The organism is Mesorhizobium sp. ES1-6 (assembly GCF_020164775.1).
In the GTDB taxonomy this organism is placed as follows: domain Bacteria; phylum Pseudomonadota; class Alphaproteobacteria; order Rhizobiales; family Rhizobiaceae; genus Mesorhizobium.
In genome coordinates, this window is record NZ_JAIUGU010000003.1 from 361,074 (window position 1) to 384,203 (window position 23,130).

At 64.1% G+C, this 23,130-nt stretch carries 21 protein-coding genes; 9 read left to right on the forward strand and 12 right to left on the reverse strand.

What is annotated here, in order from left to right; genetic code table 11:
- Positions 1-235: 235 nt before the first annotated feature.
- Entirely contained in the window at positions 236-1,498 is a 1,263-nt protein-coding gene (locus LB564_RS10550; protein WP_224537371.1) for an SAM-dependent methyltransferase, read from the forward strand.
- A 17-nt stretch (positions 1,499-1,515) separates the two neighbouring features.
- On the opposite strand, the gene LB564_RS10555 is transcribed toward LB564_RS10550, so the two are convergent.
- The 3 genes from LB564_RS10555 to acs all read right to left on the reverse strand — a co-directional run bounded on the left by LB564_RS10555 (position 1,516) and on the right by acs (position 5,144).
- Positions 1,516-2,334 (reverse strand): sugar phosphate isomerase/epimerase family protein, encoded by an 819-nt coding sequence (locus LB564_RS10555; protein WP_224537373.1) that lies wholly within the window; start codon positions 2,332-2,334, stop codon positions 1,516-1,518.
- 105 nt (positions 2,335-2,439) lie between these two features.
- On the reverse strand, positions 2,440-3,189 hold the full coding sequence (locus tag LB564_RS10560; protein WP_224537376.1) for an MOSC domain-containing protein: 750 nt from the start codon (positions 3,187-3,189) through the stop codon (positions 2,440-2,442).
- Positions 3,189-5,144 carry an acetate--CoA ligase gene (acs, locus tag LB564_RS10565; protein WP_140702594.1) on the reverse strand — a complete coding sequence of 652 codons (1,956 nt, stop codon included), beginning with the start codon at positions 5,142-5,144 and terminating at the stop codon, positions 3,189-3,191. The genes LB564_RS10560 and acs overlap by 1 nt, the downstream gene beginning before the upstream one ends.
- 303 nt (positions 5,145-5,447) lie before the next feature.
- On the opposite strand from acs, the gene LB564_RS10570 reads away from it, so the two are divergent.
- On the forward strand, positions 5,448-5,720 hold the full coding sequence (locus LB564_RS10570; RefSeq protein WP_224537378.1) for an usg protein: 273 nt from the start codon (positions 5,448-5,450) through the stop codon (positions 5,718-5,720).
- A gap of 245 nt (positions 5,721-5,965) precedes the next feature.
- Here LB564_RS10570 and LB564_RS10575 read toward each other — a convergent pair whose 3' ends face one another.
- Both LB564_RS10575 and LB564_RS10580 read right to left on the reverse strand, forming a co-directional pair.
- The gene (locus LB564_RS10575) at positions 5,966-7,000 is read right to left on the reverse strand and encodes an aldo/keto reductase (protein WP_224537381.1); all 1,035 of its coding nucleotides are present in this window, start codon (positions 6,998-7,000) and stop codon (positions 5,966-5,968) included.
- Between the two features lie 42 nt (positions 7,001-7,042).
- A complete protein-coding gene (locus tag LB564_RS10580; protein WP_224537383.1) occupies positions 7,043-8,224 on the reverse strand; it encodes an MFS transporter in 1,182 nt (393 codons plus the stop codon).
- 138 nt (positions 8,225-8,362) lie between these two features.
- Between LB564_RS10580 and LB564_RS10585 the strand changes: the two genes are divergently transcribed.
- Complete coding sequence (locus LB564_RS10585; RefSeq protein WP_224537385.1) at positions 8,363-9,268, forward strand: LysR family transcriptional regulator; 906 nt, start codon at positions 8,363-8,365, stop codon at positions 9,266-9,268.
- Positions 9,269-9,328: 60 nt separating this feature from the next.
- Here LB564_RS10585 and LB564_RS10590 read toward each other — a convergent pair whose 3' ends face one another.
- From LB564_RS10590 to LB564_RS10605, 4 genes are all read right to left on the reverse strand, one after another.
- Positions 9,329-10,378 (reverse strand): aldo/keto reductase, encoded by a 1,050-nt coding sequence (locus tag LB564_RS10590; protein WP_224537387.1) that lies wholly within the window; start codon positions 10,376-10,378, stop codon positions 9,329-9,331.
- A gap of 124 nt (positions 10,379-10,502) precedes the next feature.
- Complete coding sequence (locus tag LB564_RS10595; RefSeq protein WP_224537389.1) at positions 10,503-10,904, reverse strand: type II toxin-antitoxin system VapC family toxin; 402 nt, start codon at positions 10,902-10,904, stop codon at positions 10,503-10,505.
- A complete protein-coding gene (locus LB564_RS10600) occupies positions 10,904-11,158 on the reverse strand; it encodes a type II toxin-antitoxin system Phd/YefM family antitoxin (protein ID WP_224537391.1) in 255 nt (84 codons plus the stop codon). Before LB564_RS10600 ends, LB564_RS10595 begins: the two co-directional genes overlap by 1 nt.
- Positions 11,159-11,242: 84 nt before the next feature.
- Entirely contained in the window at positions 11,243-11,905 is a 663-nt protein-coding gene (locus LB564_RS10605; RefSeq protein WP_224537393.1) for a YggS family pyridoxal phosphate-dependent enzyme, read from the reverse strand.
- A gap of 156 nt (positions 11,906-12,061) precedes the next feature.
- Between LB564_RS10605 and leuS the strand changes: the two genes are divergently transcribed.
- The 3 genes from leuS to LB564_RS10620 all read left to right on the forward strand — a co-directional run bounded on the left by leuS (position 12,062) and on the right by LB564_RS10620 (position 17,931).
- Positions 12,062-14,689 carry a leucine--tRNA ligase gene (gene leuS / locus LB564_RS10610; RefSeq protein ID WP_224537395.1) on the forward strand — a complete coding sequence of 876 codons (2,628 nt, stop codon included), beginning with the start codon at positions 12,062-12,064 and terminating at the stop codon, positions 14,687-14,689.
- Positions 14,676-15,254, forward strand: coding sequence for an LPS assembly lipoprotein LptE (gene lptE, locus LB564_RS10615; protein WP_224537397.1), 579 nt, complete (start codon positions 14,676-14,678; stop codon positions 15,252-15,254). Before leuS ends, lptE begins: the two co-directional genes overlap by 14 nt.
- Positions 15,255-15,468: 214 nt before the next feature.
- Positions 15,469-17,931, forward strand: coding sequence for a DNA translocase FtsK (locus LB564_RS10620; protein WP_224537400.1), 2,463 nt, complete (start codon positions 15,469-15,471; stop codon positions 17,929-17,931).
- Positions 17,932-17,998: 67 nt separating this feature from the next.
- Here LB564_RS10620 and fsa read toward each other — a convergent pair whose 3' ends face one another.
- Positions 17,999-18,655: a fructose-6-phosphate aldolase gene (gene fsa, locus LB564_RS10625; RefSeq protein WP_224537402.1), complete on the reverse strand. Its 657-nt coding sequence runs from the start codon at positions 18,653-18,655 to the stop codon at positions 17,999-18,001.
- A 91-nt stretch (positions 18,656-18,746) separates the two neighbouring features.
- Between fsa and LB564_RS10630 the strand changes: the two genes are divergently transcribed.
- On the forward strand, positions 18,747-20,930 hold the full coding sequence (locus LB564_RS10630) for a primosomal protein N' (RefSeq protein WP_224537404.1): 2,184 nt from the start codon (positions 18,747-18,749) through the stop codon (positions 20,928-20,930).
- A gap of 10 nt (positions 20,931-20,940) precedes the next feature.
- Here the strand turns inward: LB564_RS10630 and LB564_RS10635 are convergent, their stop codons facing one another.
- Together LB564_RS10635 and LB564_RS10640 are read right to left on the reverse strand one after the other, a co-directional pair.
- On the reverse strand, positions 20,941-21,387 hold the full coding sequence (locus LB564_RS10635) for a type II toxin-antitoxin system VapC family toxin (RefSeq protein ID WP_224537406.1): 447 nt from the start codon (positions 21,385-21,387) through the stop codon (positions 20,941-20,943).
- Entirely contained in the window at positions 21,384-21,629 is a 246-nt protein-coding gene (locus LB564_RS10640) for a type II toxin-antitoxin system Phd/YefM family antitoxin (protein WP_140702565.1), read from the reverse strand. Before LB564_RS10640 ends, LB564_RS10635 begins: the two co-directional genes overlap by 4 nt.
- Before the next feature lie 68 nt (positions 21,630-21,697).
- Here LB564_RS10640 and LB564_RS10645 point away from each other — a divergent pair, with 68 nt between their 5' ends.
- Positions 21,698-22,393: an aspartate/glutamate racemase family protein gene (locus LB564_RS10645; protein ID WP_224537408.1), complete on the forward strand. Its 696-nt coding sequence runs from the start codon at positions 21,698-21,700 to the stop codon at positions 22,391-22,393.
- Between the two features lie 95 nt (positions 22,394-22,488).
- Positions 22,489-22,884: a DUF4345 family protein gene (locus tag LB564_RS10650; protein ID WP_127275645.1), complete on the forward strand. Its 396-nt coding sequence runs from the start codon at positions 22,489-22,491 to the stop codon at positions 22,882-22,884.
- Positions 22,885-23,130 lie beyond the last annotated feature (246 nt).

Genomic DNA, 23,130 nt, shown 5'->3' on the forward strand with positions numbered 1-23,130 from the left:
CACTCGACATCGGATCACCTCCTTTCAGTTCGTTGAACACGATCCCAAGGTGGGGTGTTTCGGCTGATTTGGCAAGTGCCACGATGCGCCGCTGTGACGCGAGGTGTGTTCAGGGCGCTCCGATGTGTCCCAATTGAGACACTTCACGGCCGCGCCGCGCCCGCGGGTTGCACCCGAACGGCCGAGCGGCCACAATCACATCGGGCCGTCGGCACCAGGCCCAGAGGAGAGGGGCATGGATGCAGCCGACAAGGCAGCACGCATCGTTCGGAGCGTCGTCGAGGCGCTGAAGCCAGGGTTCGCCGTCAGGCTGTGGACCGGCGAGCGCATCGGTCCGCCAGGCGGGCCGGTGCTTGCGATCAACGACCAGGACATCGTCTGGCAGCTGGCGCGCAGGCCGAATTTCTCGACGCTGGTGGAAATGTGGATCGCCAAGACGATCGACATCGAGGGCGGGTCGATTTTCGACCTCTACGCGCTGCCGTCGAAGGGCAAGCTCCGGCTCAAATCCCTGCCCAAGCTTGCCATCCTGCGCGACCTGCCCGCCGTGCTGTTCTCGCGAAGAGAGATGACGAAGCGGGCCGATCTTGCTGGGCAAAATCCCTTCGTCAGCGGTTCCAACAAGAAGGCGATCGAGCATCATTATGACATTTCGAACGCGTTCTACCGGCTCTTCCTCGATCAGCGCATGGTCTATACCTGCGCCTATTTCACCGATTTCGCCAACGGCATCGACCAGGCGCAGAAGGATAAGCTCGACCATATCTGCCGCAAGCTCAGGCTGAGGCCGGGCGACAGGCTGCTCGACATCGGTTGCGGCTGGGGCGCCATGCTGATCCACGCGGCCAAGCATTATGGCGCCATTGGCCATGGCGTCTCGTTGTCCGAGGAGCAGACCAGGCTGGCACGCGAGCGCATCCGCGCCGAAAGGCTGGAAGACAGGATCACCATCGACATCAAGTCCTACACCGAGCTCGACGGCGGCTACGACAAGATCTCGTCGATCGGCATGTTCGAGGCGGTCGGCATCGCCAACCACGCCACCTATTTCTCCACCGTCCATCGCCTGCTCAAGCCCGGCGGCATCTACCTGCACCATGCCATCACAAGGCGCGGCAAGGGCAGCGCCAGGAAGACGCTGCGCAAGGGCGGGGAGTACAAGGCGCTGATCAAATACATCTTTCCCGGCGGCGAGGTCGACACGATCGGCATGACGCTGGGCAATCTGGAGGCACACGGTTTTCTCGTCCATGACGTCGAGAACCTGCGCGAACACTATGCCCGCACCTGCAGGCTGTGGGCCGAGCGCCTGCGGGCGCGGTTCGACGAGGCGATCGCGGAGGTGGGCGAGCCTCGGGCGCGGCTCTGGCTGCTCTACCTGACCGGCTGTTCGATCGCCTTCGAACGCGCCTCGGCGCAGATTTTCCAGACCGTCGTCACCAAGCGCGCGCGGGGCCCAAGTGGCCTGCCGCCGACGCGGGCGGATCTGTACCGGTAGCGCGGTGCGCCGGGGCCTTATTCGGCGATACCAAGCGAGGCGAGATAAGCCGCCGACGCCGGTATCCTGGACTTGTCCCTGATCTCGATGATGAGACGCGGATTGCTTTCGAGTTTCGCCAGCGCGGCAAAGACCGAGCGCCATTGGATCGTGCCTTCGCCGAGGCTCCAGTGGCGATCCGCGTAACCGTCGGCGTCCTGCAGATGGACATGTTGCAGGCGGTTGCCGGCGGCGTGCACATAATAGTCGACCGGTGGCGCGCCGGTGGAGCCATGGGCATAGTAGGCGTGGCCGGTATCGATCGATACGGCGACCGCGGGCGAGTTGAAGCTGTCGGCCAAGACCACGCGGATATGCGGGTCCTTGTCCTCAATGTTCTCGAGCACCATGGTGCAGCCGATATCCTCGGCCCGCTTGACGGCATCGCGCAGCGTCAGCCGGGAGTATTCGATGATTTTTTCGCGCTCGCCGGGATTGTTGTCGAGGTTGTTGTAGGACCAGGTCGTGTAGGGGCTGTGGACGACCATGTGGCTGGCGCCGATGGCGGCGCAGACATCGAGACCTTGCAGCAGACGTCTGCTGACGACGTCGCGAATGTCGGGGTCCTGCGAGGCGATGGTGAAGCCCCAGAAAGGCCCATGAATGCCGAGCCGGCCCCCATGGCCGTCGAGGAGCTTTCCGGCGCGGGCGGCGAGCGGTGCCCAGTCGCCGTTGAGAACACGGGCCTCGGCAAAGTCCTGCAATTCGAGGTCGCGCGGCTTTTCGAACAGCCAGTCGCGATGGGTTTCGACGTCGTCCAGCGTCATGGCGGCGCCAAGAATGGGCAGGGAAGTCATAGGCACTCCGATGGATTCGAAAATGAGAGCGACAAGTCGGGTCGCGCCGGAGGTGTATGGCCCGGTTTTCTGTCATTCGTATTACAGATGATGCGAAGGTCTTCCCTAGACGAACCGCATCGGCGCGCCGATCTCGACATGGCCGGGCCGGTCGACGGTGCAGTAGACGCCGAGATTGTGGGCGTTGTGGCGGACCAGGTTGCGCAGGATGCCGGGATCGTGGTCGAAACCATCTTGCGAAATGATGGTGAAGCCGCAGCGCCGGCACGGCTCGGAGATGGTCAGCAGCAGATCGCCGATGGCGAGCTTCTTGCCGATCCATTCCGTTTCGGGAAACGACCCCTCGACCGCCGTCATGTCGACGACGATGTTGGGGCGGAAGCGGCGCGGATCGGCGGCACCGTCCGGATGCAGCGCCTTCAGCCGCGCCAGCGAGGCCGTGGTCAGCAGGTGGATCGGCGCCTTGCCGTAGCGCGCCTGCGTCAGCGGGCCGCTGTAGGCGGGCGGGGCATTCTCCTGGCCGAACGGCCTGATAGAGGCGGCAAAGCCAAGATAGGCCGACACCGCGCGGTCGCATTCAACGCCGGGCGCGGCCAGCCAGTCGCCGTCGGGAACCGCGATCTGCAATTCGCGGTCATTGGTCAACCGGGTGCGGATGCGCGGCACCTTGTGCCACTTGGCGTCACGATCTGGCCGGGCGATTTCATTGTCCGAGCTATCGACGAGGCCGAACAGGCGATCGCCGTCGATGCCCGCCTGCCCGACCGAGATGGCGCCTCGGCGCTCGCCGGCGAGCGAACTCGCCGGGTAGCGCCAAAGCTCCGTGACGGTACCCAGTGCAGCGTCGCCAGCCATCAGCCCTTCTTGTTCTGCCGGTTGGCGACGAGATCATCGACGACTGCCGGATCGGCGAGCGTCGATGTGTCGCCAAGCGCGGAAAAATCGTCCTCGGCGATCTTGCGAAGGATGCGGCGCATGATCTTGCCCGAACGCGTCTTGGGCAGGCCCGGCGCGAACTGGATCTTGTCGGGCGTGGCGATGGCGCCGATCTCCTTGCGGACATGGGCGACGAGTTCCTTGCGCAGATCCTCGGTCGCTTCGACGCCCTTCATCAAGGTGACGTAGCTGTAGATGCCCTGGCCCTTGATGTCGTGGGGATAGCCGACGACGGCGGCCTCGGAAACCTTGTCGTGGCTGACCAGCGCCGATTCGACCTCGGCCGTGCCCATGCGGTGGCCCGAGACGTTGATGACGTCGTCGACGCGGCCGGTGATCCAGTAATAGCCATCGGCGTCGCGGCGGCAGCCGTCACCGGTGAAGTACTTGCCCTTGTAGGTGGAAAAATAGGTCTGCACGAAACGGTCGTGATCGCCATAGACGGTGCGCATCTGGCCTGGCCAGGAATCGGTGATGCAGAGATTGCCGTCGGCCGCTCCTTCGAGCACCTTGCCCTCGCCGTCGACCAGCTGCGGCTTGACGCCGAAGAAGGGCCGCGTCGCCGAGCCCGCCTTGAGGTCGGTGGCGCCGGGCAGCGGCGTGATCAGGATGCCGCCGGTCTCGGTCTGCCACCATGTGTCGACGATCGGCACCTTGGCTTCGCCGACGACGTTGAAATACCACTCCCAGGCTTCCGGGTTGATCGGCTCGCCGACCGAGCCCAGTACGCGCAGCGATTTGCGCGACGTCTTCTTCACCGGGTCGTTGCCGGCGCCCATCAGCGCGCGCAGCGCCGTCGGCGCGGTGTAGAAGATGTTGACCTTGTGCTTGTCGATGACTTCCCAGAAGCGCGACTGCGAGGGGTAGTTCGGCACGCCTTCGAACATCAGCGTGGTGGCGCCGTTGGCGAGCGGCCCGTAGACGATGTAGCTGTGGCCGGTCACCCAGCCGACATCGGCGGTGCACCAGTAGATGTCGCCGTCATGGTAGTCGAAGACATATTGGTGCGTCATCGACACATAGACGAGATAGCCGGCCGTGGTGTGCAGCACCCCTTTCGGCTTGCCGGTCGAGCCCGACGTGTAGAGGATGAACAGCGGATCCTCCGCTTTCATCTTCTCGGGCTTGCACTCGGCCTTCACCGTCGCGACTTCGTCGTGATACCAGAGGTCGCGGCCCGGCGCCCAGCCGATCTTGCCGCCGGTGCGGCGCACGACCACGACGTTCTTGACCATGACGTGGTGCTTGGCGGCGATGTCGATCGCCTTGTCGGTGTTCTCCTTCAGCGGGATGGGCTTGCCGCCGCGCAGGCCCTCGTCCGAAGTGATGACGAAGGTCGATTCGCAGTCGACGATGCGGCCAGCCAGCGCGTCGGGCGAAAAGCCGCCGAAGACGACCGAATGGATGGCGCCGATGCGCGTGCAGGCTAGCATCGCGTAGGCCGCCTCCGGGATCATCGGCATGTATATGGTGATGCGGTCGCCTTTCTTGACGCCGTGCTTCTTCATCACATTGGCGAGCCGGCAGACATGCTCGTGAAGCTCGTTGTAGGTGATCTTCTTGTCGTCGTAGGGATTGTCGCCTTCCCAGATGATGGCGGTCTGGTCGCCGCGTTTCTTCAAATGGCGGTCGATGCAATTGTACGAGACATTGGTCTGGCCATCCTCGAACCACTTGATCGAGACCTTGCCTTCGAAGGAGGTGTTCTTGACCTTGGAGAAGGGCTTGAACCAGTCGATGCGCTTGCCGTGCTTGCCCCAGAACTTGTCCGGGTTCTTCACGCTGTCGGCATACCATTTGAGGTAGGTGTCATTGTCGATCAGGGCGTTCTTCTTCCACGCCGGCTGGACGCGATGGACATGAACCTCGGACATTTTTGCCTTCCTCCCGAACCAATCCGCCGGCTTGAACGCCGGCGGGATCGCGGCGAAGCGGCCGCGAATTCGGCGGCATTATTACCAGTTCCGCCGCGACGGCAACATTAGACGTTGGATTCGCGTGGCGGGATGCCGCAGGCGGGCCTGTCGAGCCTGTCAGCACTCGGCACGGTTCGCTGCTAACCGCATGTTTTTGCGGGAAAAGTTCGTTTTGCGATCAAGAAAAATCAATAGACAGTTAAGTAACGACGCGCACAATTGGTGCCTGGGAGGAACGGAGAATCAACCTTGGGGACCGCAATGCGCGACCATCTTGAAATGAACCTGATGCTCAAAGGCTATGGCCTGACGACGGCCAAGATTCTTTATCATTTCCCCGACCATCCGCATCTCCTGCAGAGCTTCGTCTGGCAGGACTACGACATCGCTCCGAAGTTTCCGGTGCTGATCCGGTTCATCGAATTCTGGAAGGCCAAGCTGGATGGTCCGCTGCATTCGGTGGTCTATACGCACCAGAAGCTGATCGCGCCGAACGAGTGGCTCAAGGTGGATGGAGAATTTGTGCTGCATTGAGGGGGTAGTTTCGAGATCTATCGACCAACGATTAGCGAAACCGCCCATCGCTTTCGTCATCCTATGGCGAAGCAAGGAGCGAAGCGACGCGGCGCAGACCATAGGATCCATGCCGCGCCTTCAAAGCGTTGCAGCGGTGCCGAATTTTACTCCGCTGCGATCTTCGACCGAGGTCACGGAATGGATCCTCGGGTCTTCGCGACGCCGCTTCGCGGCTGCTTCGACGAAGTTGACGGGCCTCGCCCTTACACCGCCGGCGGGTTCAACCGGGCAAAACCTTCCTGGCGGTGATAAGGGAAATACGGGTAGGGCGCGGTGACCTCGCTTGCCGCGTCGAGTTTTTTCACCTGTTCCGGCGTCAGCGTCCAGCCGACGGCGCCGAGGTTCTGGCGCAACTGCTCCTCGTTGCGGGCGCCGATGATGACCGACGAGACCGTCGGGCGCCTGAGCAGCCAGTTGATCGCGATTTGCGGCACGGTCTTGCCGGTCTCCCCGGCCACGGCGTCGAGTGCATCCATGACCCGGTACAGATGCTCGTCCTCGACCGGCGGGCCGAAGCTCGCGGTGTCGTGCAGCCGGCTCTGTTCCGGCAGGGGCTGGCCACGGCGGATCTTGCCGGTCAGGCGACCCCAGCCGAGCGGGCTCCACACCAGCGCGCCGACGCCCTGGTCGAGGCCGAGCGGCATCAGCTCCCATTCATAGTCGCGGCCGAGCAACGAATAGTAGACCTGATGCGCGACATAACGTGGGTAGCCCTGCTTCTCCGCCAGGCCGAGCGACTTCATCACCTGCCAGCCGGAGAAATTGGAGACGCCGACATAACGCAGCTTGCCGGCGCGCACCAGGCCGTCCAGCGTCGACAGGACTTCCTCGATCGGCGTGCCGGCGTCGAAGGCGTGCAGCTGCAAGAGGTCGATGTAATCGGTGCCGAGGCGTTTCAATGCGGCATCGACGGATTTGATCAGCCGCGAACGCGACGAGCCGTAGTCGGCCGGTCCGTCGCCCATCGGCAGCGCGGTCTTGGTCGAGATCAGCACGGCATCGCGCCGGCCCTTGATCGCCTCGCCGAGCACCTTCTCCGATGCGCCGTTCGAATAGACATCGGCGGTATCGAAGAGGTTGACGCCGGCCTCGAGGCAGATGTCGATCAGCCGCCGCGCTTCTTGCGCGTCGCTGTTGCCCCAGGCGCCGAACAGCGGGCCGGAGCCACCGAAAGTTCCCGCGCCGAAGGAAAGCGCCGGGACTTTCAGGCCCGATGCGCCGAGAGGTCGATAGTCCATCTTCTTGCTCCTTGATGTTTGGAAACGGATGTGCTGGAGGGGTTACGACTGAACGCAGACGGGAGCGCCGAGCGCGGCACGGCGATCGAGACGCAGCGCCAGCCCGGCCACACCCAGGCCCGCGACCGGCAGCAAGGCGGCGACCCAGGTCAGCGAACCCAGCCCGAAGCCATGCGCGATAACCGCGCCGCCGAGCCATGCGCCGGCGGCATTGCCGAGATTGAAGGCGGCGATGTTGAAGGATGAGGCCAGGCTTTGGCCCGCCCCTTGCGCTTTCTCCAGCACCCACATCTGCAGCGGCGCCACGGTGGCGAAGGCGGCCGCGCCGAGCAGGCCGACATAGAGGACGGCCAGGACCTGGCTGTGGATGGCGAAGCTCATGGTTGCCAGCACCAGCGCCAGCAGCACGAGGCTGCCCAGCACCGCCGGCACCAACCGGCGGTCGGCGGCCCTGCCGCCGGCGAGGTTGCCGGCGATGAGGCCGCCACCGAAGACGAGCAGGATCGGCGATACGGCCGCTTCCTTGAAGCCGCTGATCTCGGTCAGCAACGGGGCGATGTAGGTGAAGACGACGAAGACGCCGGCATAGCCGAGCACGGTGGTGGCGAGGCCAAGCAGGACGGACGTGCGGCGCAGCACCGCGAGATCGGCGCGCAAGTCGCTCTTTTCGGCCGCCGCCTCGTCGCGCGGGACCAAGGCCAGGGTGACGGCGAAGGCCAACACACCAACTATGGTCACCGCCCAGAAGGTGGCGCGCCAGCCGAAGGCCTGGCCAAGCCAGGTGCCGAAGGGCACGCCGAGGATGTTGGCGATGGTCAGGCCGGTGAACATCAGCGCGATCGCCGAGGCCTTCTTGCTGGGCGCGACCAGGCCTGTGGCCACGACCGAGCCGACGCCGAAGAAGGTGCCGTGGGCAAAAGCGGTGATGATGCGGGCGCCCATCAGCGTCCAGTAATCGGGCGCCAGCGCGCAAGCGAGGTTGCCAAGCGTGAAGATCGCCATCAGCACCAGAAGCACGGTCTTGCGCGGCCAATTGCTCGTGGCGATGGTCAGCAAGGGCGCGCCGATGACGACGCCTAGCGCATAGCCTGAAATGAGCTGGCCGGCGGCCGAGATCGAGACGCCGAAATCCTTGCTGACATCGATGAGCAGACCCATGATGACGAATTCGGTAACGCCGATGCCGAAAGCGCCGGCGGCGAGGGCGTAAAGAGCGAGAGGCATGACGGTTTTCCCTTCGTCGGCGGCGGTTGCGGCAACCGGGCGCCTGTCCAGTCCCGCGCCCCGGCCCGGAAGATCGTGATCCGCCAGCCTGTGAACCAGACTTGCCCAAGGCATATTTCTTGTGAAATAGATTCACAGATGGCCAGACCCGACATCAACCGCTCCGGCGAGATCGAAGTCTTCACGCGCGTCGTCGAGGCGGGCAGCTTCTCGGCCGCCGCGCGCCGGCTGCGCATGACGCCGTCGGCGGTCAGCAAGCTGGTCGCGCGGCTGGAGATGCGGCTCGGGGCGCGGCTGGTCAGCCGCTCGACGCGCAAACTGCTACTGACGCCGGAAGGGACGGCGTTCTACGACAACGGCATACGTATCCTGGCCGACCTCGATGCCGCCGAGCGCGAAGCGGCGGCGGGTGCGGCGCCGCGCGGGCGTCTGAGGGTCAACGCCTATGTGCCGTTCGGCCAGCATCGGCTGATGCCGCTGCTGCCACGTTTCCTGGAACGGTATCCGGAGATTTTCGTCGAGGCCGTGCTGACCGACAGCGTCATCGATCTGATGGAAGAGCGCGCCGACGTCGCGATCCGCGCCGGGCCGCTGCGCGAATCACGGCTGGTGGCGCGCAAGCTCGGCCAGAGCCGGATGGTGGTGGTCGCCGCGCCCGCCTATCTCGACGCACGCGGTACGCCGTCGGTGCCTGGCGATCTCGCCCGCCACAACATGGCCGCCTTCGGCTTTGCGCGCTATGTCGACGGCTGGCCGTTCATCGACGTGGGCGGGGCCCCGGTCATGGTCCCGATCAACGGCAATGCCACGATGAGTGACGGCGAGGCGATGCGGCTGTCCGCGCTTTCGGGCGCGGGCATTGCGCGGCTGGCGCGCTGGCATGTCGAGCCCGACATTGCCGCCGGCCGGCTGGTGCCGCTGCTGGAGGACTTCAACCCCGGCGACGAAGAGCCGACGCATGCCGTCTATGTCGGCCAGGGCAAGCATCTGCCCGCGCGGGTGCGCGCCTTTCTCGATTTTCTCGCCGAGACCGTTCGGCTGTAGTCGAAAGCCGCGCGTCCATTGGGCGCGCGGCTTCGAAAGGTGGGCTTGCCGTCGCGGCGGTTACGCCTTCGGCACGAAGGGCGCCGGACGACGGCCCGCGGCCTGGCGTTCGACCATCCAGCCGGGATATTCGGCCGGCAGAGCGCTGACTTCGTCCAGTCTGGCGAGGTCGTCGGCATCGAGCTTGAGGCTGGTGGCGGCGAGGTTCTGTTCGAGCTGCTCCATGCGGCTGGCGCCGATGATGACGCTCATAACGAAGGGCTTGGCCAGGACATAGCCCAGCGCCACGGTGGCGACGCTGACATCATGCTTCCTGGCGACCTCGCGCATGACGGCGACCGCTGCCCAGGCGCGGTCCTCGTTGACCGGCGGGAAGTTGAAGGATGCGCGGCGGCCCTCGCCATTGCCCGGCGCGCCGGGGCCGTATTTGCCGGAGAGCAGCCCGCCGGCCATCGGCGACCACACCATCAGGCCGAGCTTCTCCTCGTGGATCAGCGGCACGATCTCGCGCTCGAGGTCGCGGCCGGCGATCGAATAATAGGACTGAATGGTTTCGAAGCGGGCAAAGCCCTTGCGGTCGGCGATGCCGAGCGCCTTGGCGATGCGCCAGGCCTGCCAGTTCGACACACCGACATAGCGAACCTTGCCGCTTGAGACGAGATCATCGAGCGCCCGCAGCGTCTCGTCGATCGGCGTCACCGCGTCGGCGCCGTGCAACTGATAGAGATCGATATGGTCGAGTTGCAGCCGTTCGAGGCTGGCATCGACCGAATCCATGATGTGGCCGCGCGAGGAGCCGCGCTGGTTAGCGCCTTCGCCCATGGCGCCATGGACCTTGGTGGCGATGACCACGCTCGACCGGGCAACGCCGAGATCCCTGAAAGACTGGCCGAGCAGGCGTTCGGACTCGCCGAACGAATAGACGTCGGCCGTGTCGAAGAAGTTGACGCCGGCGGCGATCGAGCGGCCGACGATCTCGTTGACGCCCTTCTGGTCGAGGCTGGCGATCAGGCCCCATTGGGCGTTCTGGCCGGCGGCGCCGAAGGTCATGGTGCCGAGGCAAAGTTCGGAGACGAATAGCCCCGTATTTCCAAGCTGATTGAAACGCATGGTGAAAACTCCAGGAGAATTGTGTGGTGGCACAAAGGAAATAGGAACGGTACGTTTCGTTTCAAGCTCTGGCGCAAGTGCGCCGGCCGATTGGCCTAAGAAAGGTGGGTCGACTCGCGCAAGGTCAGGCCTCCCAAGGGTTAAGCACGGTGACGCCCATGTCTTCGAAGTCGGCGACATTGCGGGTGACCACGACAAGGTCATGGACGAGAGCGGTCGCCGCAATGAGCATGTCCGCGCTGCCTTGAGTCCGACCTGCCGTGATGCGGCTCCATGCCAAGGCAACCTCTTCCGTGACTGGAAGAATTCGGTCCGCGTTGTCTCTTCGCAATTCTCGCAGCCAGATGTCGAGCCGCGCTGCCCGAACAGGGTCGACCTTGCGCCGCTTGACGATTCCCCGCTCGATCTCGCCAAGAGTAATTACGCTAAGGCTGATTGATGCCGGATCAACCGAAGCCACCCAGGCGGTCGGCTTCGGCAGGCGCCTCTGCACATCCGAAACCACGTTCGTGTCGAACAGGTACATCAGAGGTCGACATCCCGGATCATGGTGTCCGGGCGACGGGTAATTTCCTTGTCGAACTCATCGTCCCAGCCGGGACCAGTCAGCAGATATTCGCCGAGCGATTTCTTCTTCCCGGCCAGGCGGTCGTAGTCCTCCACGGACAGCACAACCACGGCCCGTTCGCCACGAAGCGTCACGGTCTGAGGGCCTTCGGTCCTCGCCTGTTGAACCACCTTCGAAAAATTGTTCTTTGCGTCCTGAAGATGCCAGTTCATTCGCAGCTCCTAGCTAGCTTGGCTAGCTATAGCGCGATAGTCTTGGATTATCAATCAACTTCAGCGGAAGATACGGGGAAATGGTCACCGGCTGCCGAAGATCGCCGAGCCCACTCGCACGCTGGTGGCGCCGAAGGCGATAGCCGTCTCGTAGTCACCGGACATGCCCATCGACAGTTTGGCGACGCCGGCTTCCCTGCCGAGCTTCTCCAGCAGGGCGAAGTGGGGGCCGGGGTTCTCGTCGGCCGGCGGGATGCACATCAGGCCTTCGATGGCGAGGCCGTGGACGTCCCGGCATCGCTTCACGAAGGCGACGGCGTCGCGGGGCTCGATGCCGGCCTTTTGCGGTTCGGAGCCGGTGTTGACCTGGACATAGAGCTTTGGCGCCTGGCCTTGGCGGACGATTTCCTTGGCGAGTTCGGCGGCGATCTTGTCGCGGTCGACCGTTTCGATGACGTCGAACAGCGCCACCGCCTCCTTCGCCTTGTTCGACTGCAGCGGGCCGATCAGGTGCAGTTCGATATCGGGGAAAGTTGCCTTCAGGCCAGGCCATTTGCCCTGCGCTTCCTGGACGCGGTTCTCGCCGAAGACACGCTGGCCGGCCTCGATGACCGGTTGGATATCGACCGCGTCGAAGGTCTTGGAGACCGCCACCAGCGTCACCGCGCCGGCTTCACGGCCTGCCTCCCGCTCGGCGGCGGCGATCTTCGCCTTGACCGCGAAAAACTGCTGAACGGCGTCACCCATATGCAATTCCCGCTGTTTTGACCGGCGTTTTTGGCCGCCGCGATGCCCATATGGTTGACGGGTTTGCCAAACCATGGTGAACACCCGGACCACATTCCCTGAACCGCCGAGCCAGTCGCCAGCGGTTCTCGCATGCTTTTAAGTGAAAAACGTCTCATGGCAACCGAACGATACAATCCGCGCGCGTCAGAACCCAAATGGCAGAAGGCGTGGGCCGAAAAGAAGCTTTTCGAGGCGCACAATGACGATCCGCGCCCGAAATACTATGTGCTGGAGATGTTCCCCTATCCGTCGGGGCGCATCCATATCGGCCATACCCGCAATTACACGATGGGCGACGTGGTGGCGCGCTACAAGCGGGCCAAGGGTTTCAACGTGCTGCATCCGATGGGCTGGGACGCCTTCGGCATGCCGGCCGAAAACGCGGCGATGCAGAACAAGGTCCATCCCAAGGAGTGGACCTACCAGAACATCGCCACTATGCGCGAGCAGCTCAAGGTGATGGGCCTGTCGCTGGACTGGGCGCGCGAATTCGCCACCTGCGACGTCGACTACTACCACCGCCAGCAGATGCTGTTCCTCGACTTTGTCGAGAAGGGGCTGGTGACGCGCAAATCCTCCAAGGTCAATTGGGACCCCGAGGACATGACCGTGCTCGCCAACGAACAGGTCATCGACGGGCGCGGCTGGCGCTCGGGCGCGCTGGTCGAGCAGCGCGAGCTGACACAATGGTTCTTCAAGATCACCGATTTCGCGCAGGACCTGCTCGATTCGCTCGACGGCCTCGGCGAGTGGCCCGAAAAAGTGAAGCTGATGCAGCAGAACTGGATCGGCCGTTCGGAAGGCCTGCTGATCCGCTGGCCGCTGGCTTCGGACATTGCCGGCGAGCATGAACTGGAAGTCTACACGACAAGGCCCGACACCATTTTCGGCGCCTCCTTCATGGCGATCGCCGCTGATCATCCGCTGGCCAAAAAGGCCGCAGCGACCAATCCGGCGCTGGCGAAATTCATCGAGGAAGTGCGCCATATGGGCACTTCGGTGGCGGCGCTGGAGACGGCGGAGAAGAAGGGCTTCGATACCGGCATCCGTGTCGTCCACCCCTTCGACGAGACCTGGACGCTGCCGGTCTATGTCGCCAATTTCGTGCTGATGGAATACGGCACCGGCGCCATCTTCGGCTGCCCGGCGCATGACCAGCGCGACCTCGATTTCGCCAACAAATACGGCCTGCCGGTGGTGCCGGTGGTGATGCCGGAAGGTGAGAATCCGTCGACTTTCCAGGTGATCGACGTGGCCTATGCCGACGACGGCGCGATGATCAATTCGCGCTTCCTCGACGGCATGAAGCCGGATCTGGCCTTCGACGAAGTCGCCAGGCTGCTGGAACAAAAGACGATCGGCAACCGGCCTATGGCCGAGCGCAAGGTGAACTTCCGCCTGCGCGACTGGGGCATTTCGCGGCAACGTTACTGGGGCTGCCCGATCCCGATGATCCATTGCGAGGATTGCGGCGTGGTGCCGGTGCCGAAGGCCGACCTGCCGGTCAAACTGCCGGAAGATGTCGATTTCGACAGGCCGGGCAATCCGCTCGACCGTCACCCGACCTGGCGGCATGTGAAGTGCCCGCAATGCGGCAAGGACGCGCGGCGCGAAACCGACACGATGGACACGTTCGTCGATTCGTCCTGGTATTTCGCCCGCTTCACGGCGCCGTGGGCGCATGAGCCGACCGACCCTAAAGCGGCCAATGAATGGCTCGCCGTCGACCAGTATATTGGCGGCATCGAGCATGCGATTCTGCATCTGCTCTATTCACGCTTCTTCACCCGCGCCATGCGCGAGACCGGCCATGTCGATTTGGCCGAGCCGTTCAAGGGCCTGTTCACGCAAGGCATGGTGGTGCACGAGACCTATCGTGTCGGCGGCCCTTCGACCAATGGGCGCTGGCTGGCGCCAACAGAGGTGCGGCTGGAAGACGTCGGCGGCACGCGCCGGGCCATCGAGATCGCGACCGGCGAAGAGGCGACGATCGGCGCGCTCGAAAAAATGTCGAAGTCGAAAAAGAACACGGTCAGCCCCGAGGACATTACCGATGGCTACGGCGCCGATACCGCGCGCTGGTTCATGCTGTCCGATTCGCCACCCGAGCGCGATGTCGAGTGGACCGACGACGGCGCTGCCGGCGCGCATCGCTTCATGCAGCGCGTCTGGCGCCTGGTGTCGATGGCGGCCGAGACGTTGGCGGGCGTCAATCCTGCCGCGGCCACCGCCGGTGAGGCCGGAGCGGTCTCGAAGGCCACGCACAAGATACTGAAGGCGGTCGGCGAGGACATCGAGAAGCTCGCCTTCAACCGCGCCATCGCCCGCATCTATGAACTGGCCAATGTGTTGACCACGCCGCTCAACGAGGTGACCGAAGGCAAGGCCGACGCAGTGTTGAAAAGCGCGTGCCGCCAGGCGGTGGAGATCATGGTGCATCTGATCGCGCCCGTGATGCCGCATCTGGCCGAGGAGTGCTGGGAGGCGCTGGGCGGCACCGATCTGGTCGCCGAGCGGCCGTGGCCGCTCTTCGATCCGGCGCTGGTCGTCGACAACGAAGTCACCTATCCGGTTCAGGTCAACGGCAAGAAGCGGGGGGATTTGACAATTGCCCGCGACGCGGACCAAGGTGCGGTCGAAAAAGCGGTCTTGGCTCTCGACTTCGTGCAGAAAGCACTTGAAGGTAAGGCTCCGCGCAAGGTGATCATCGTGCCGCAGAGGATCGTCAATGTCGTTGCCTGATCGGAAAAAGACGGAGCTGGGCCCTCTGCTGCGCCACATCGCTCTTGCCGGCCTTGTCGGCTCGCTTGCGCTCGTCTCGGCCTGCCAGGTGCGACCTCTCTATTCGAGCGCGCCGCTGTCGACAGGCTCCACCGCCAATGCCGAACTGGCGTCGATCGCCATCAAGCCGGTCAAGACACGCTATGCCCAGCAAGTGCGCAACAATCTGATCTTCGGGTTCGGGCGTGGCGCCGGCGAGCCGGCCTCGCCGCTCTATTCGCTCGATCTCGGCGTGAGCGAGGGCGTCGATTCGGCGGCGCTGGTCCAGAATGGAACCGATGAAGACGAGCCGACCGCCGGTTCGGTGACGCTGACCGCCGGCTACACGCTGACCGACGCGAAAACCGGCGCCGTGATCGCCGTCGGCAAGCGGGCGATCACCTCGTCCTTCGACAGGCCGCGTCAGGAGTTCGCCTCCTACCGGGCGCAGATCGACGCCGAGAACCGAGCCGCGCGCGAACTGGCGCAAGCTCTGCAACTGTCCATCGCCCAGGATCTCGTCCGGCACGGCAAGACGGCCAGCTAAGCATTCCGGCCTCGTACGGACCCGACCCTGGCTCTCGCCGGGCCGATCCGTCATGGCAGAGGGCTTGCTGCTCTCCTGCCGACATCCCCGGCAATTCCAATTTGTCGATAGGGCCTCGAAAAAAAATTCGACTGCTCCGGGACGCGTGGCGGGAAGCAACTGTTAACCACTCGCTCCCTATTGCTCAGCGGTCGGTTCACAGTGGGTCCTCAGAATGGAAGCCAGGCGTTTTTCTCCGGTCAATTCGTTGCACGCAACCGCGCCCGACGACCCCGAAGGGGAGCGTTCTGGCGGTCCGGGCGGCAAGGTGGACGTCGCCCGGTCTGGTGCTTCCCAGGCGAGCCATTTGGCGCGGGCGAACGCCAAGCCCGCGACGGACAATACTGCCCCGCAGCACGGCGACACCGAAAGCCCTGCCTGGCAAGAGTATTTCTTCCTCGCGCCCAATGTGCGTTTTACACGCACGCCAGACTATGAGCCAAAGCAGCGCCAGCCGCACGACGAGGTGGTCGAGCAGGCCACAGCACAACCACTTCCGACGCGGCAGGCCGGGCCTGCCAGCGTCGCCCATCGCGGACCGCCAGCATCCGCGTCAGCTCAGGCGGCGCGCGCCGTCGAGAGGGCGCAAGGCGTTGCGGCCACGGTTCCGATGGTGCCCGCAGCGGCACCCGCCGCCGCCGAAAAAGCCCGGCGGCCTTATCTTTCGGATCACGCCTTCTTCGAGGGTCTGGCGCCGCTTCTGGTCGACGTGACCTCGTCGGTCCGGCCGATCAGCCCGGTCGCGCCCGCACCGGTCGCGGCTCGGCCGCTTGCCGGGCGGACCGCCATCTCCGCGTCCGCCGTGGCCGATGTCACCGCCTTGTTCCGTGTCATCGAATGCCTTCCGGGCCAGGCCCCGTCCACCTTGCCGGACGTCCTTCCGGCCAACTCCAACAAGGCAGCGATCGAGCCGTCCGTTCCGGCTGGCAGGGCCGCCCGGCAGGCTCGGGCGGCCGCCGCCATCGCACCCGCCGCAAGCAGCGCGGCCCCGGCGCCGACTGTGCAACGCGTCGGGGAAACCGTTCCCCCAGCGCGCGCACCGTCGCTGCCCATGGCCGGCAAGCTTGCGCAGCCGATGACAGGCGAAAGCTACGAGCTTCCCTCGGAGGAACTGCTGCAGCAGCCACCCGAGGGCCAGGGCTTCTATATGTCGCAGGAGCGGCTCGAGCAAAATGCCGACCTCCTGGAAAGCGTGCTCGAGGATTTCGGCGTGCGCGGCGAAATCATCCACGTTCGTCCCGGTCCGGTCGTCACCCTGTATGAGTTCGAGCCGGCGCCAGGCGTCAAATCCTCCCGGGTCATCGGTCTTGCCGACGATATCGCCCGCTCCATGTCGGCGGTGTCGGCGCGCGTCGCGGTGGTGCCCGGCCGCAACGTCATCGGCATCGAGCTGCCCAACGAGACCCGCGAGACCGTCTATTTCCGCGAGCTGATCGAATCGCAGGGTTTCCGCAAGACCAGCTGCAAACTGGCGCTTTGCCTGGGCAAGACGATCGGCGGCGAACCTGTCATCGCCGAGTTGGCGAAGATGCCGCATCTGCTGGTCGCCGGCACCACCGGCTCGGGCAAGTCGGTCGCCATCAACACCATGATCCTGTCGCTGCTCTACCGGCTGAAGCCGGAAGAGTGCCGGCTGATCATGGTCGACCCGAAGATGCTCGAACTCTCCGTCTATGACGGCATCCCGCACCTTCTGACCCCGGTCGTCACGGATCCCAAGAAGGCGGTCACGGCGCTCAAATGGGCGGTGCGCGAGATGGAGGACCGCTATCGCAAGATGGCGCGGCTCGGCGTGCGCAACATCGATGGCTACAACGAGCGCGCCGCTCAAGCCCGCGACAAGGGCGAGACGGTCGTCATGACCGTGCAGGCCGGCTTCGAGAAGGGCACCGGCGAGCCGCTGTTCGAGCAGCAGGAAATCGACCTCGCGCCGATGCCCTACATCGTCGTCATCGTCGACGAGATGGCCGACCTGATGATGGTCGCCGGCAAGGAGATCGAAGGCGCCATCCAGCGCCTGGCGCAAATGGCGCGCGCGGCCGGCATCCACCTGATCATGGCGACGCAGCGCCCTTCCGTCGACGTCATCACCGGCACCATCAAGGCCAACTTCCCGACACGGATTTCCTTCCAGGTCACTTCCAAGATCGACAGCCGTACCATTTTGGGCGAGCAGGGCGCCGAGCAGCTGCTCGGCCAGGGCGACATGCTGCACATGATGGGTGGCGGGCGTATTGCCCGCGTGCATGGCCCCTTCGTTTCCGATGCCGAGGTCGAGCATGTCGTGGCGCATCTGAAGGCGCAGGGCCGTCCCGAATATCTGGAGACGGTAACGGCCGACGAGGATGAAGAGGAAGAGGAAGCCGACCAGGGCGCGGTGTTCGACAAGGGGTCGGTCGCGGCCGAGGACGGCGATTCCAGCTATGACGAGGCGGTCAAGGTGGTGTTGCGCGACAAGAAATGTTCGACGTCCTACATCCAGCGCCGTCTCGGCATCGGTTATAACCGCGCCGCTTCGCTGGTCGAGCGCATGGAGAAGGAAGGTCTGGTCGGCGCGCCCAACCATGTCGGCAAGCGCGAGATCATGGCGGGCAAGCGCCAGCCGGCGGCCGCGCCCGGCGATGACGACGCGGATTGAGCTGCAGGTGCCACCACCAACAAAAAAGGCCGGTTGCCCGGCCTTTTTTGTTGGAAGCTGAATGGTCTCAGCCGATCTTCTGGCCGGTCTTGGCCCAGTCGGCGGTGAACTGCTCCAGACCCTTGTCGGTCAGCGGGTGTTTCACCAATGCCTTCAGTGTGGCCGGCGGCGCGGTGACGACATCGGCGCCGATGAGCGCCGCCTGCTTGATATGGTTCACCGTACGCACGGAGGCGACGAGGATTTCGGTCTGGAAATCGTAATTGTCGTAGATCTGACGGATTTCCTGGATCAGCTCCATGCCGTCCGCGCCGGTGTCGTCGACGCGTCCGACGAAGGGCGAAATGAACGAAGCGCCGGCCTTGGCGGCGAGCAGCGCCTGGTTGGCCGAGAAGCACAGCGTTACATTGACCATGCGGTTCATTTCGGTGCGGATCGTCTTGCAGGCCCTCAGGCCGTCCAGCGTCAGCGGCACCTTGATGCACACATTGGGCGCTATCTTGGCCAGCACCTCGGCCTCGGCCATCATATCCTTGTACTCGCTCGCCACGACTTCCGCCGATACCGGGCCTTTGACGATGTCGCAGATCTGCTTGGTGACCTCGGCGATCTTGCCGCCGGATTTGAGAATCAGCGACGGATTGGTGGTGACGCCGTCGAGCAGTCCCAGATCGTTCAGCTCACGGATATCCTTGACGTCGGCGGTGTCGACAAAAAATTTCATGGCGGGTCTCCTGACGATTTCGTCGTGCTTGGGAAGGCACGTTCAGCGTTGCTCTTTGATCTAGACCAAAGTCGGGGCAAGGTCACGCCTCATGATCGAAGATTCGCCCTTTGTCGCGGCCGCACCGGTGCTGGTGCCGATGCCTGCCGAACGCCCCTACACCTATGCCGTGCCGGCCGGCATGCGCGTGGTGCCGGGCTCGATCGTGCGTGTGCCGCTCGGGCCGCGCCAGGTCGCCGGCATCGTCTGGGACGGCGTGGTCGAGAAGGTTGACGCAAAAAAGCTGCGCCCCATCGAACAGGTTTTCGACTGTCCGCCTATCGACCGCGCGACGCGCCGCTTCGTCGACTGGGTGGCGCAATACACGCTGTCGGCGCCGGGCATGGTGGCGCGCATGCTGCTGCGAGCGCCGGAGGCCTTTGATCCCGAACCCTGGATCGAAGGGCTGCAGCGGACGCTCGTCATGCCCGACCGGATGACGGATGCGCGGGCGCGCGTGCTGGAAACGGCCGAAGGCGGGCTGGCCTGGACGCGCTCCGGGCTCGCGCATGCCGCTGGCGTGTCGTCGACGGTGATCGAGGGGCTGAAGGCGCAAGGCGTGTTCGAGATGGTGATGATCCCGCCGCGCCCGGTGGTGGCCGCGCCCGACCCGAGCTATGCCGTTCCCGAATTGATGCCGGACCAAAGCGAGGCCGCGTCGATGCTGCGCGCCAATGTCGCGGCCGGCGAGTTCAATGTCGCGCTGCTCGATGGCGTCACCGGATCGGGCAAGACGGAGGTCTATTTCGAGGCGGTGGCGGCAGCTCTCGACCGGGGCGGCCAGGTGCTCATCCTGCTGCCGGAGATCGCGCTGACGCATGCTTTCCTCGAACGCTTCCAGCAGCGTTTTGGCGCCAAGCCGGCCGAGTGGCATTCCGACCTGCCGCCGCGAATGCGCGAAAAAGTCTGGCGGCAAGTGGCGGAAGGCGGTGTGCGCGTCGTCGCCGGTGCGCGCTCGGCGCTGTTCCTGCCGTTCAAGGAGCTTGGCCTGATCGTCGTCGACGAGGAGCACGACCCCGCCTACAAGCAGGAAGACCGGGTCTTCTACAATGCGCGCGACATGGCTGTCGTGCGCGGCCATATAGGCGGCTTCCCCGTCGTGCTGGCATCGGCGACGCCGTCGGTCGAGAGCCGGGTCAATGCCAGCCAGGGCAAATACAACCGGGCCGTTCTGTCCGCCCGCTTTGCCGAGGCAGCACTTCCCGATCTCAAATCGATCGACATGCGGCGCGCGCCGCCGGCGCGTGGCGGCTTCCTGTCGCCGGTGCTGATCGAGCATATGCGCCGGACGCTGGAGAAGAAGGAGCAGTCGCTGCTGTTCCTCAACCGGCGCGGCTATGCACCGCTGACGCTGTGCCGGGTCTGCGGCCACCGCTTCGGCTGCCCGGTGTGCTCGGCCTGGCTGGTCGAACACCGCTTTCGCGGCCAGTTGGTCTGCCACCATTGCGGCCACAATGAGCGCCGTCCCGAGGCCTGTCCGGAATGCGGCACGCTCGACCATCTGGTGGCGTGCGGGCCGGGGGTCGAACGCATCGCCGAGGAGGTGGTGACGCATTTCCCGGACGCGCGCACCATCGTGCTGTCGTCGGACATCATGGGAGGTGTACGGCGGTTGCGGCTGGAACTGGAGGCAATCGCCAATGGCGAGGCCGATATCGTCATCGGCACGCAATTGGTCGCCAAGGGCCACAATTTCCCGAACATGACGCTGGTCGGCGTCGTCGACGCCGATCTCGGCCTTGCCAATGGCGATCCGCGCGCCGCCGAGCGGACCTTCCAGCTGCTCAGCCAGGTGACCGGCCGCGCCGGCCGCACCGGCAAGAAGAGCCTTGGCCTGCTGCAGACCTTCCAGCCCGATCATCCGGTGATGCGGGCGATCGTCTCCGGCGACGCCGAATCCTTCTATCAGCGCGAGATTTCGGAGCGCGAACGCGCTGCCTTGCCGCCCTTCGGCCGGTTGGCGGGCGTCATCGTCAGCGCGGTGACCCGGGCGGAGGCGGAAGGCCACGCACGCGGCCTGCGCCGCGCGGCGCCCGAGGCGTCGGACCTGTTCGTGCTCGGGCCGGCCGAAGCGCCGCTGTCCCTGCTCGGCGGCCGCCATCGCTTCCGCCTGCTGATCCAGGGCGAACGGCGCGCCGACATGCAGGGGTTTATCAGGGCCATGCTGGCCGAAGGACCGAAGGTCAGAGGCTCGGTCAGGGTGCAGGTCGACATCGACCCGCAAAGCTTTTTGTAGTGGGAACTCCTCAGATGTCCCCATTGAACGGATTGAGATAAGCCACACCAAGGGTGGCAAAGTGCCGGACATTGGCTGTGAGCACGGAAAGATCGTTCAAACGAGCAGTCGCGGCGATCAGGACATCCGCCAAACCCGGATTGAAGCCGCGTGCGATGGTCGCATCCTCTAGTTGTCCGGCCTCCCGGGCAACGGCTGAGTCGACCGGAATGATGCGTTGATCGAATTCCTGGACAAGTCGTCCGAACCAAAGCGTCAACCGGTCCGCTTTTGCCGTTCCGCCGGATCGCATCAATCTCGCAATCCCTCTTTCCACCTCCAGAACGGCAATTGAAGACATGTACCAGGTTCCCTGTTCGCGTTGTTCGGCAACCCATTTTTGAATAGGATGCGGGAGTGCGGGACGATCAGGTGCGAAGGCTGAGACAAAGGATGTGTCGAGCAGGTAGCCGTTCAAAGTTCGACGTCCCGGGACGGCGATTCGTTGCGCTCAAGCTCAATGCCGCCGGGATACTGCAACAGAAAGTCCACAAAGTTCCTTTGGGTATCTTGCGGATAAAGCTTTCGCCCCTCTTCGATTGGAACGACCATTGCAGTCGGTTTGCCGTGCCTGGTGATGATTGTAGGCTCACCGTTCCCGGCAGCCTCGACGAGAGCCGACAGTCCTGCCTTGGCCTCCCGAAGTTGCATCGATTTCATGGCAGGGTCTCCTTGTGGTCCCATGTGGTCACAATATAGGAATTGCACAGGAATAGGAACAGCCCGTCATGAAAACCCTTGGCCTCATCGGCGGCATGAGCTGGGAATCCACCGCCATCTACTACCGCCTGCTCAACGAGATCGTGCGCGAGCGGCTGGGTGGGCTGCATTCGGCAAAACTTCTCATGTGGTCGTTCGATTTCGCCGAGATCGCCGAGCGGCAGCATCATGGTGATTGGGACGGCGCCGGCGCGCTGCTGGCCGATGCCGCGCGCAAGCTCGAGGCGGGTGGCGCGCAAGGCCTGCTTTTGTGCACCAACACCATGCACAAGCTGGCCGATCAGGTGCAGGCATCGGTATCGATCCCGCTGATTCACGTCGCGGATGCCACGGCGTTAGCGATCAAGCGCGCGGGCATGCAGCGGCCGGCGCTGCTGGCAACGCGGTTCACCATGGAGCAGGATTTCTACAAGGGCCGGCTCGCCGACAAATACGGCCTGTCGCCAGTCGTACCCGATGTGGCAGGCCGCGACATGGTGCACCGCGTCATCTATGACGAGCTTTGCCGGGGCATTGTCTCCGAAGTCTCGAAGGCCGCCTATGTCGCGGAGGCAAACCGCTTGCGCCGCGAAGAGGCCGCCGACAGCCTGATCATGGGCTGCACCGAGATCACCATGCTGATCGGCCCGGGCGATTTCGACATTCCGGTTTTCGACACGACGCGCATCCATGCCGAGGCAGCCGTGGAATTCGCGCTCGGTTGATGCGCGTCTCCTAAAGTGCCTGGCGCCATCTGGCGCGGCATTTTTCCTCCGCTAGAATGTCCACGATTTCAAAACAGGCATTTCGAGGGGACACGATGGATTTTGCGCTTCCATGGCCGACGAGCCAGGGCGAATGGCTGGCCTGGTCGAGCGCGGTCTTCACCGTGCTGCTCGGCCTGCTGTTTTTCCTGGCGCCCGGGCTGGCGTTCCGCATCCTGCGCCTGCAGGCAAAGCCTGAGAAGGCGGCGGCGATCGCGGAAGGACGCGGCCGCATGTCGGGCTTCTATCTCGGTGTCGGGCTGTGCTGCATCCTGCTCGCGCAGCCGCTGGTCTACATGGCGCTCGGCTTCTCCTGGCTGTTCACCGCCTTCGGCCGGCTGCTGTCGATGATGTCGGATGGCGCCAACACACCTTTCAATTGGGTTTCCATTGTGGTGGAATTGGCGCTCGCAGCCTTGCCGCTCGCCTTTGCCTTCGGCTTTGTGCCATGAATCCAAGGGTATTGCGGCCCCTAGGGCCCTGATCATTCGCCGGATGCGACAATAGTGCCTGAAAACCATGCGGAACGACGCATTGCGGTCTTAAAATGCCTGTGCTAGACGGCAATCGACTTTCGGCCGGGGATAGCGGAAGCCGCGCCTCCGTGCTTGGAAAAATGCAGTAAGGTCAAAGATTTAGCCAGAGTTTTTGCTCGCGCCAACAATCTGCGGCCTGTCAGACAAGAGAAAAGACGGTCC

Excerpts from the sequence above, each read along its gene's own strand:
- LB564_RS10550 (WP_224537371.1), top strand. The coding sequence starts at position 236 with ATGGATGCAGCCGACAAGGCAGCACGCATCGTTCGGAGCGTCGTCGAG.
- LB564_RS10555 (WP_224537373.1), bottom strand. The coding sequence starts at position 2,334 with ATGACTTCCCTGCCCATTCTTGGCGCCGCCATGACGCTGGACGACGTC.
- LB564_RS10560 (WP_224537376.1), bottom strand. The coding sequence starts at position 3,189 with ATGGCTGGCGACGCTGCACTGGGTACCGTCACGGAGCTTTGGCGCTAC.
- acs (WP_140702594.1), bottom strand. The coding sequence starts at position 5,144 with ATGTCCGAGGTTCATGTCCATCGCGTCCAGCCGGCGTGGAAGAAGAAC.
- LB564_RS10570 (WP_224537378.1), top strand. The coding sequence starts at position 5,448 with ATGCGCGACCATCTTGAAATGAACCTGATGCTCAAAGGCTATGGCCTG.
- LB564_RS10575 (WP_224537381.1), bottom strand. The coding sequence starts at position 7,000 with ATGGACTATCGACCTCTCGGCGCATCGGGCCTGAAAGTCCCGGCGCTT.
- LB564_RS10580 (WP_224537383.1), bottom strand. The coding sequence starts at position 8,224 with ATGCCTCTCGCTCTTTACGCCCTCGCCGCCGGCGCTTTCGGCATCGGC.
- LB564_RS10585 (WP_224537385.1), top strand. The coding sequence starts at position 8,363 with ATGGCCAGACCCGACATCAACCGCTCCGGCGAGATCGAAGTCTTCACG.
- LB564_RS10590 (WP_224537387.1), bottom strand. The coding sequence starts at position 10,378 with ATGCGTTTCAATCAGCTTGGAAATACGGGGCTATTCGTCTCCGAACTT.
- LB564_RS10595 (WP_224537389.1), bottom strand. The coding sequence starts at position 10,904 with ATGTACCTGTTCGACACGAACGTGGTTTCGGATGTGCAGAGGCGCCTG.
- LB564_RS10600 (WP_224537391.1), bottom strand. The coding sequence starts at position 11,158 with ATGAACTGGCATCTTCAGGACGCAAAGAACAATTTTTCGAAGGTGGTT.
- LB564_RS10605 (WP_224537393.1), bottom strand. The coding sequence starts at position 11,905 with ATGGGTGACGCCGTTCAGCAGTTTTTCGCGGTCAAGGCGAAGATCGCC.
- leuS (WP_224537395.1), top strand. The coding sequence starts at position 12,062 with ATGGCAACCGAACGATACAATCCGCGCGCGTCAGAACCCAAATGGCAG.
- lptE (WP_224537397.1), top strand. The coding sequence starts at position 14,676 with ATGTCGTTGCCTGATCGGAAAAAGACGGAGCTGGGCCCTCTGCTGCGC.
- LB564_RS10620 (WP_224537400.1), top strand. The coding sequence starts at position 15,469 with ATGGAAGCCAGGCGTTTTTCTCCGGTCAATTCGTTGCACGCAACCGCG.
- fsa (WP_224537402.1), bottom strand. The coding sequence starts at position 18,655 with ATGAAATTTTTTGTCGACACCGCCGACGTCAAGGATATCCGTGAGCTG.
- LB564_RS10630 (WP_224537404.1), top strand. The coding sequence starts at position 18,747 with ATGATCGAAGATTCGCCCTTTGTCGCGGCCGCACCGGTGCTGGTGCCG.
- LB564_RS10640 (WP_140702565.1), bottom strand. The coding sequence starts at position 21,629 with ATGAAATCGATGCAACTTCGGGAGGCCAAGGCAGGACTGTCGGCTCTC.
- LB564_RS10645 (WP_224537408.1), top strand. The coding sequence starts at position 21,698 with ATGAAAACCCTTGGCCTCATCGGCGGCATGAGCTGGGAATCCACCGCC.
- LB564_RS10650 (WP_127275645.1), top strand. The coding sequence starts at position 22,489 with ATGGATTTTGCGCTTCCATGGCCGACGAGCCAGGGCGAATGGCTGGCC.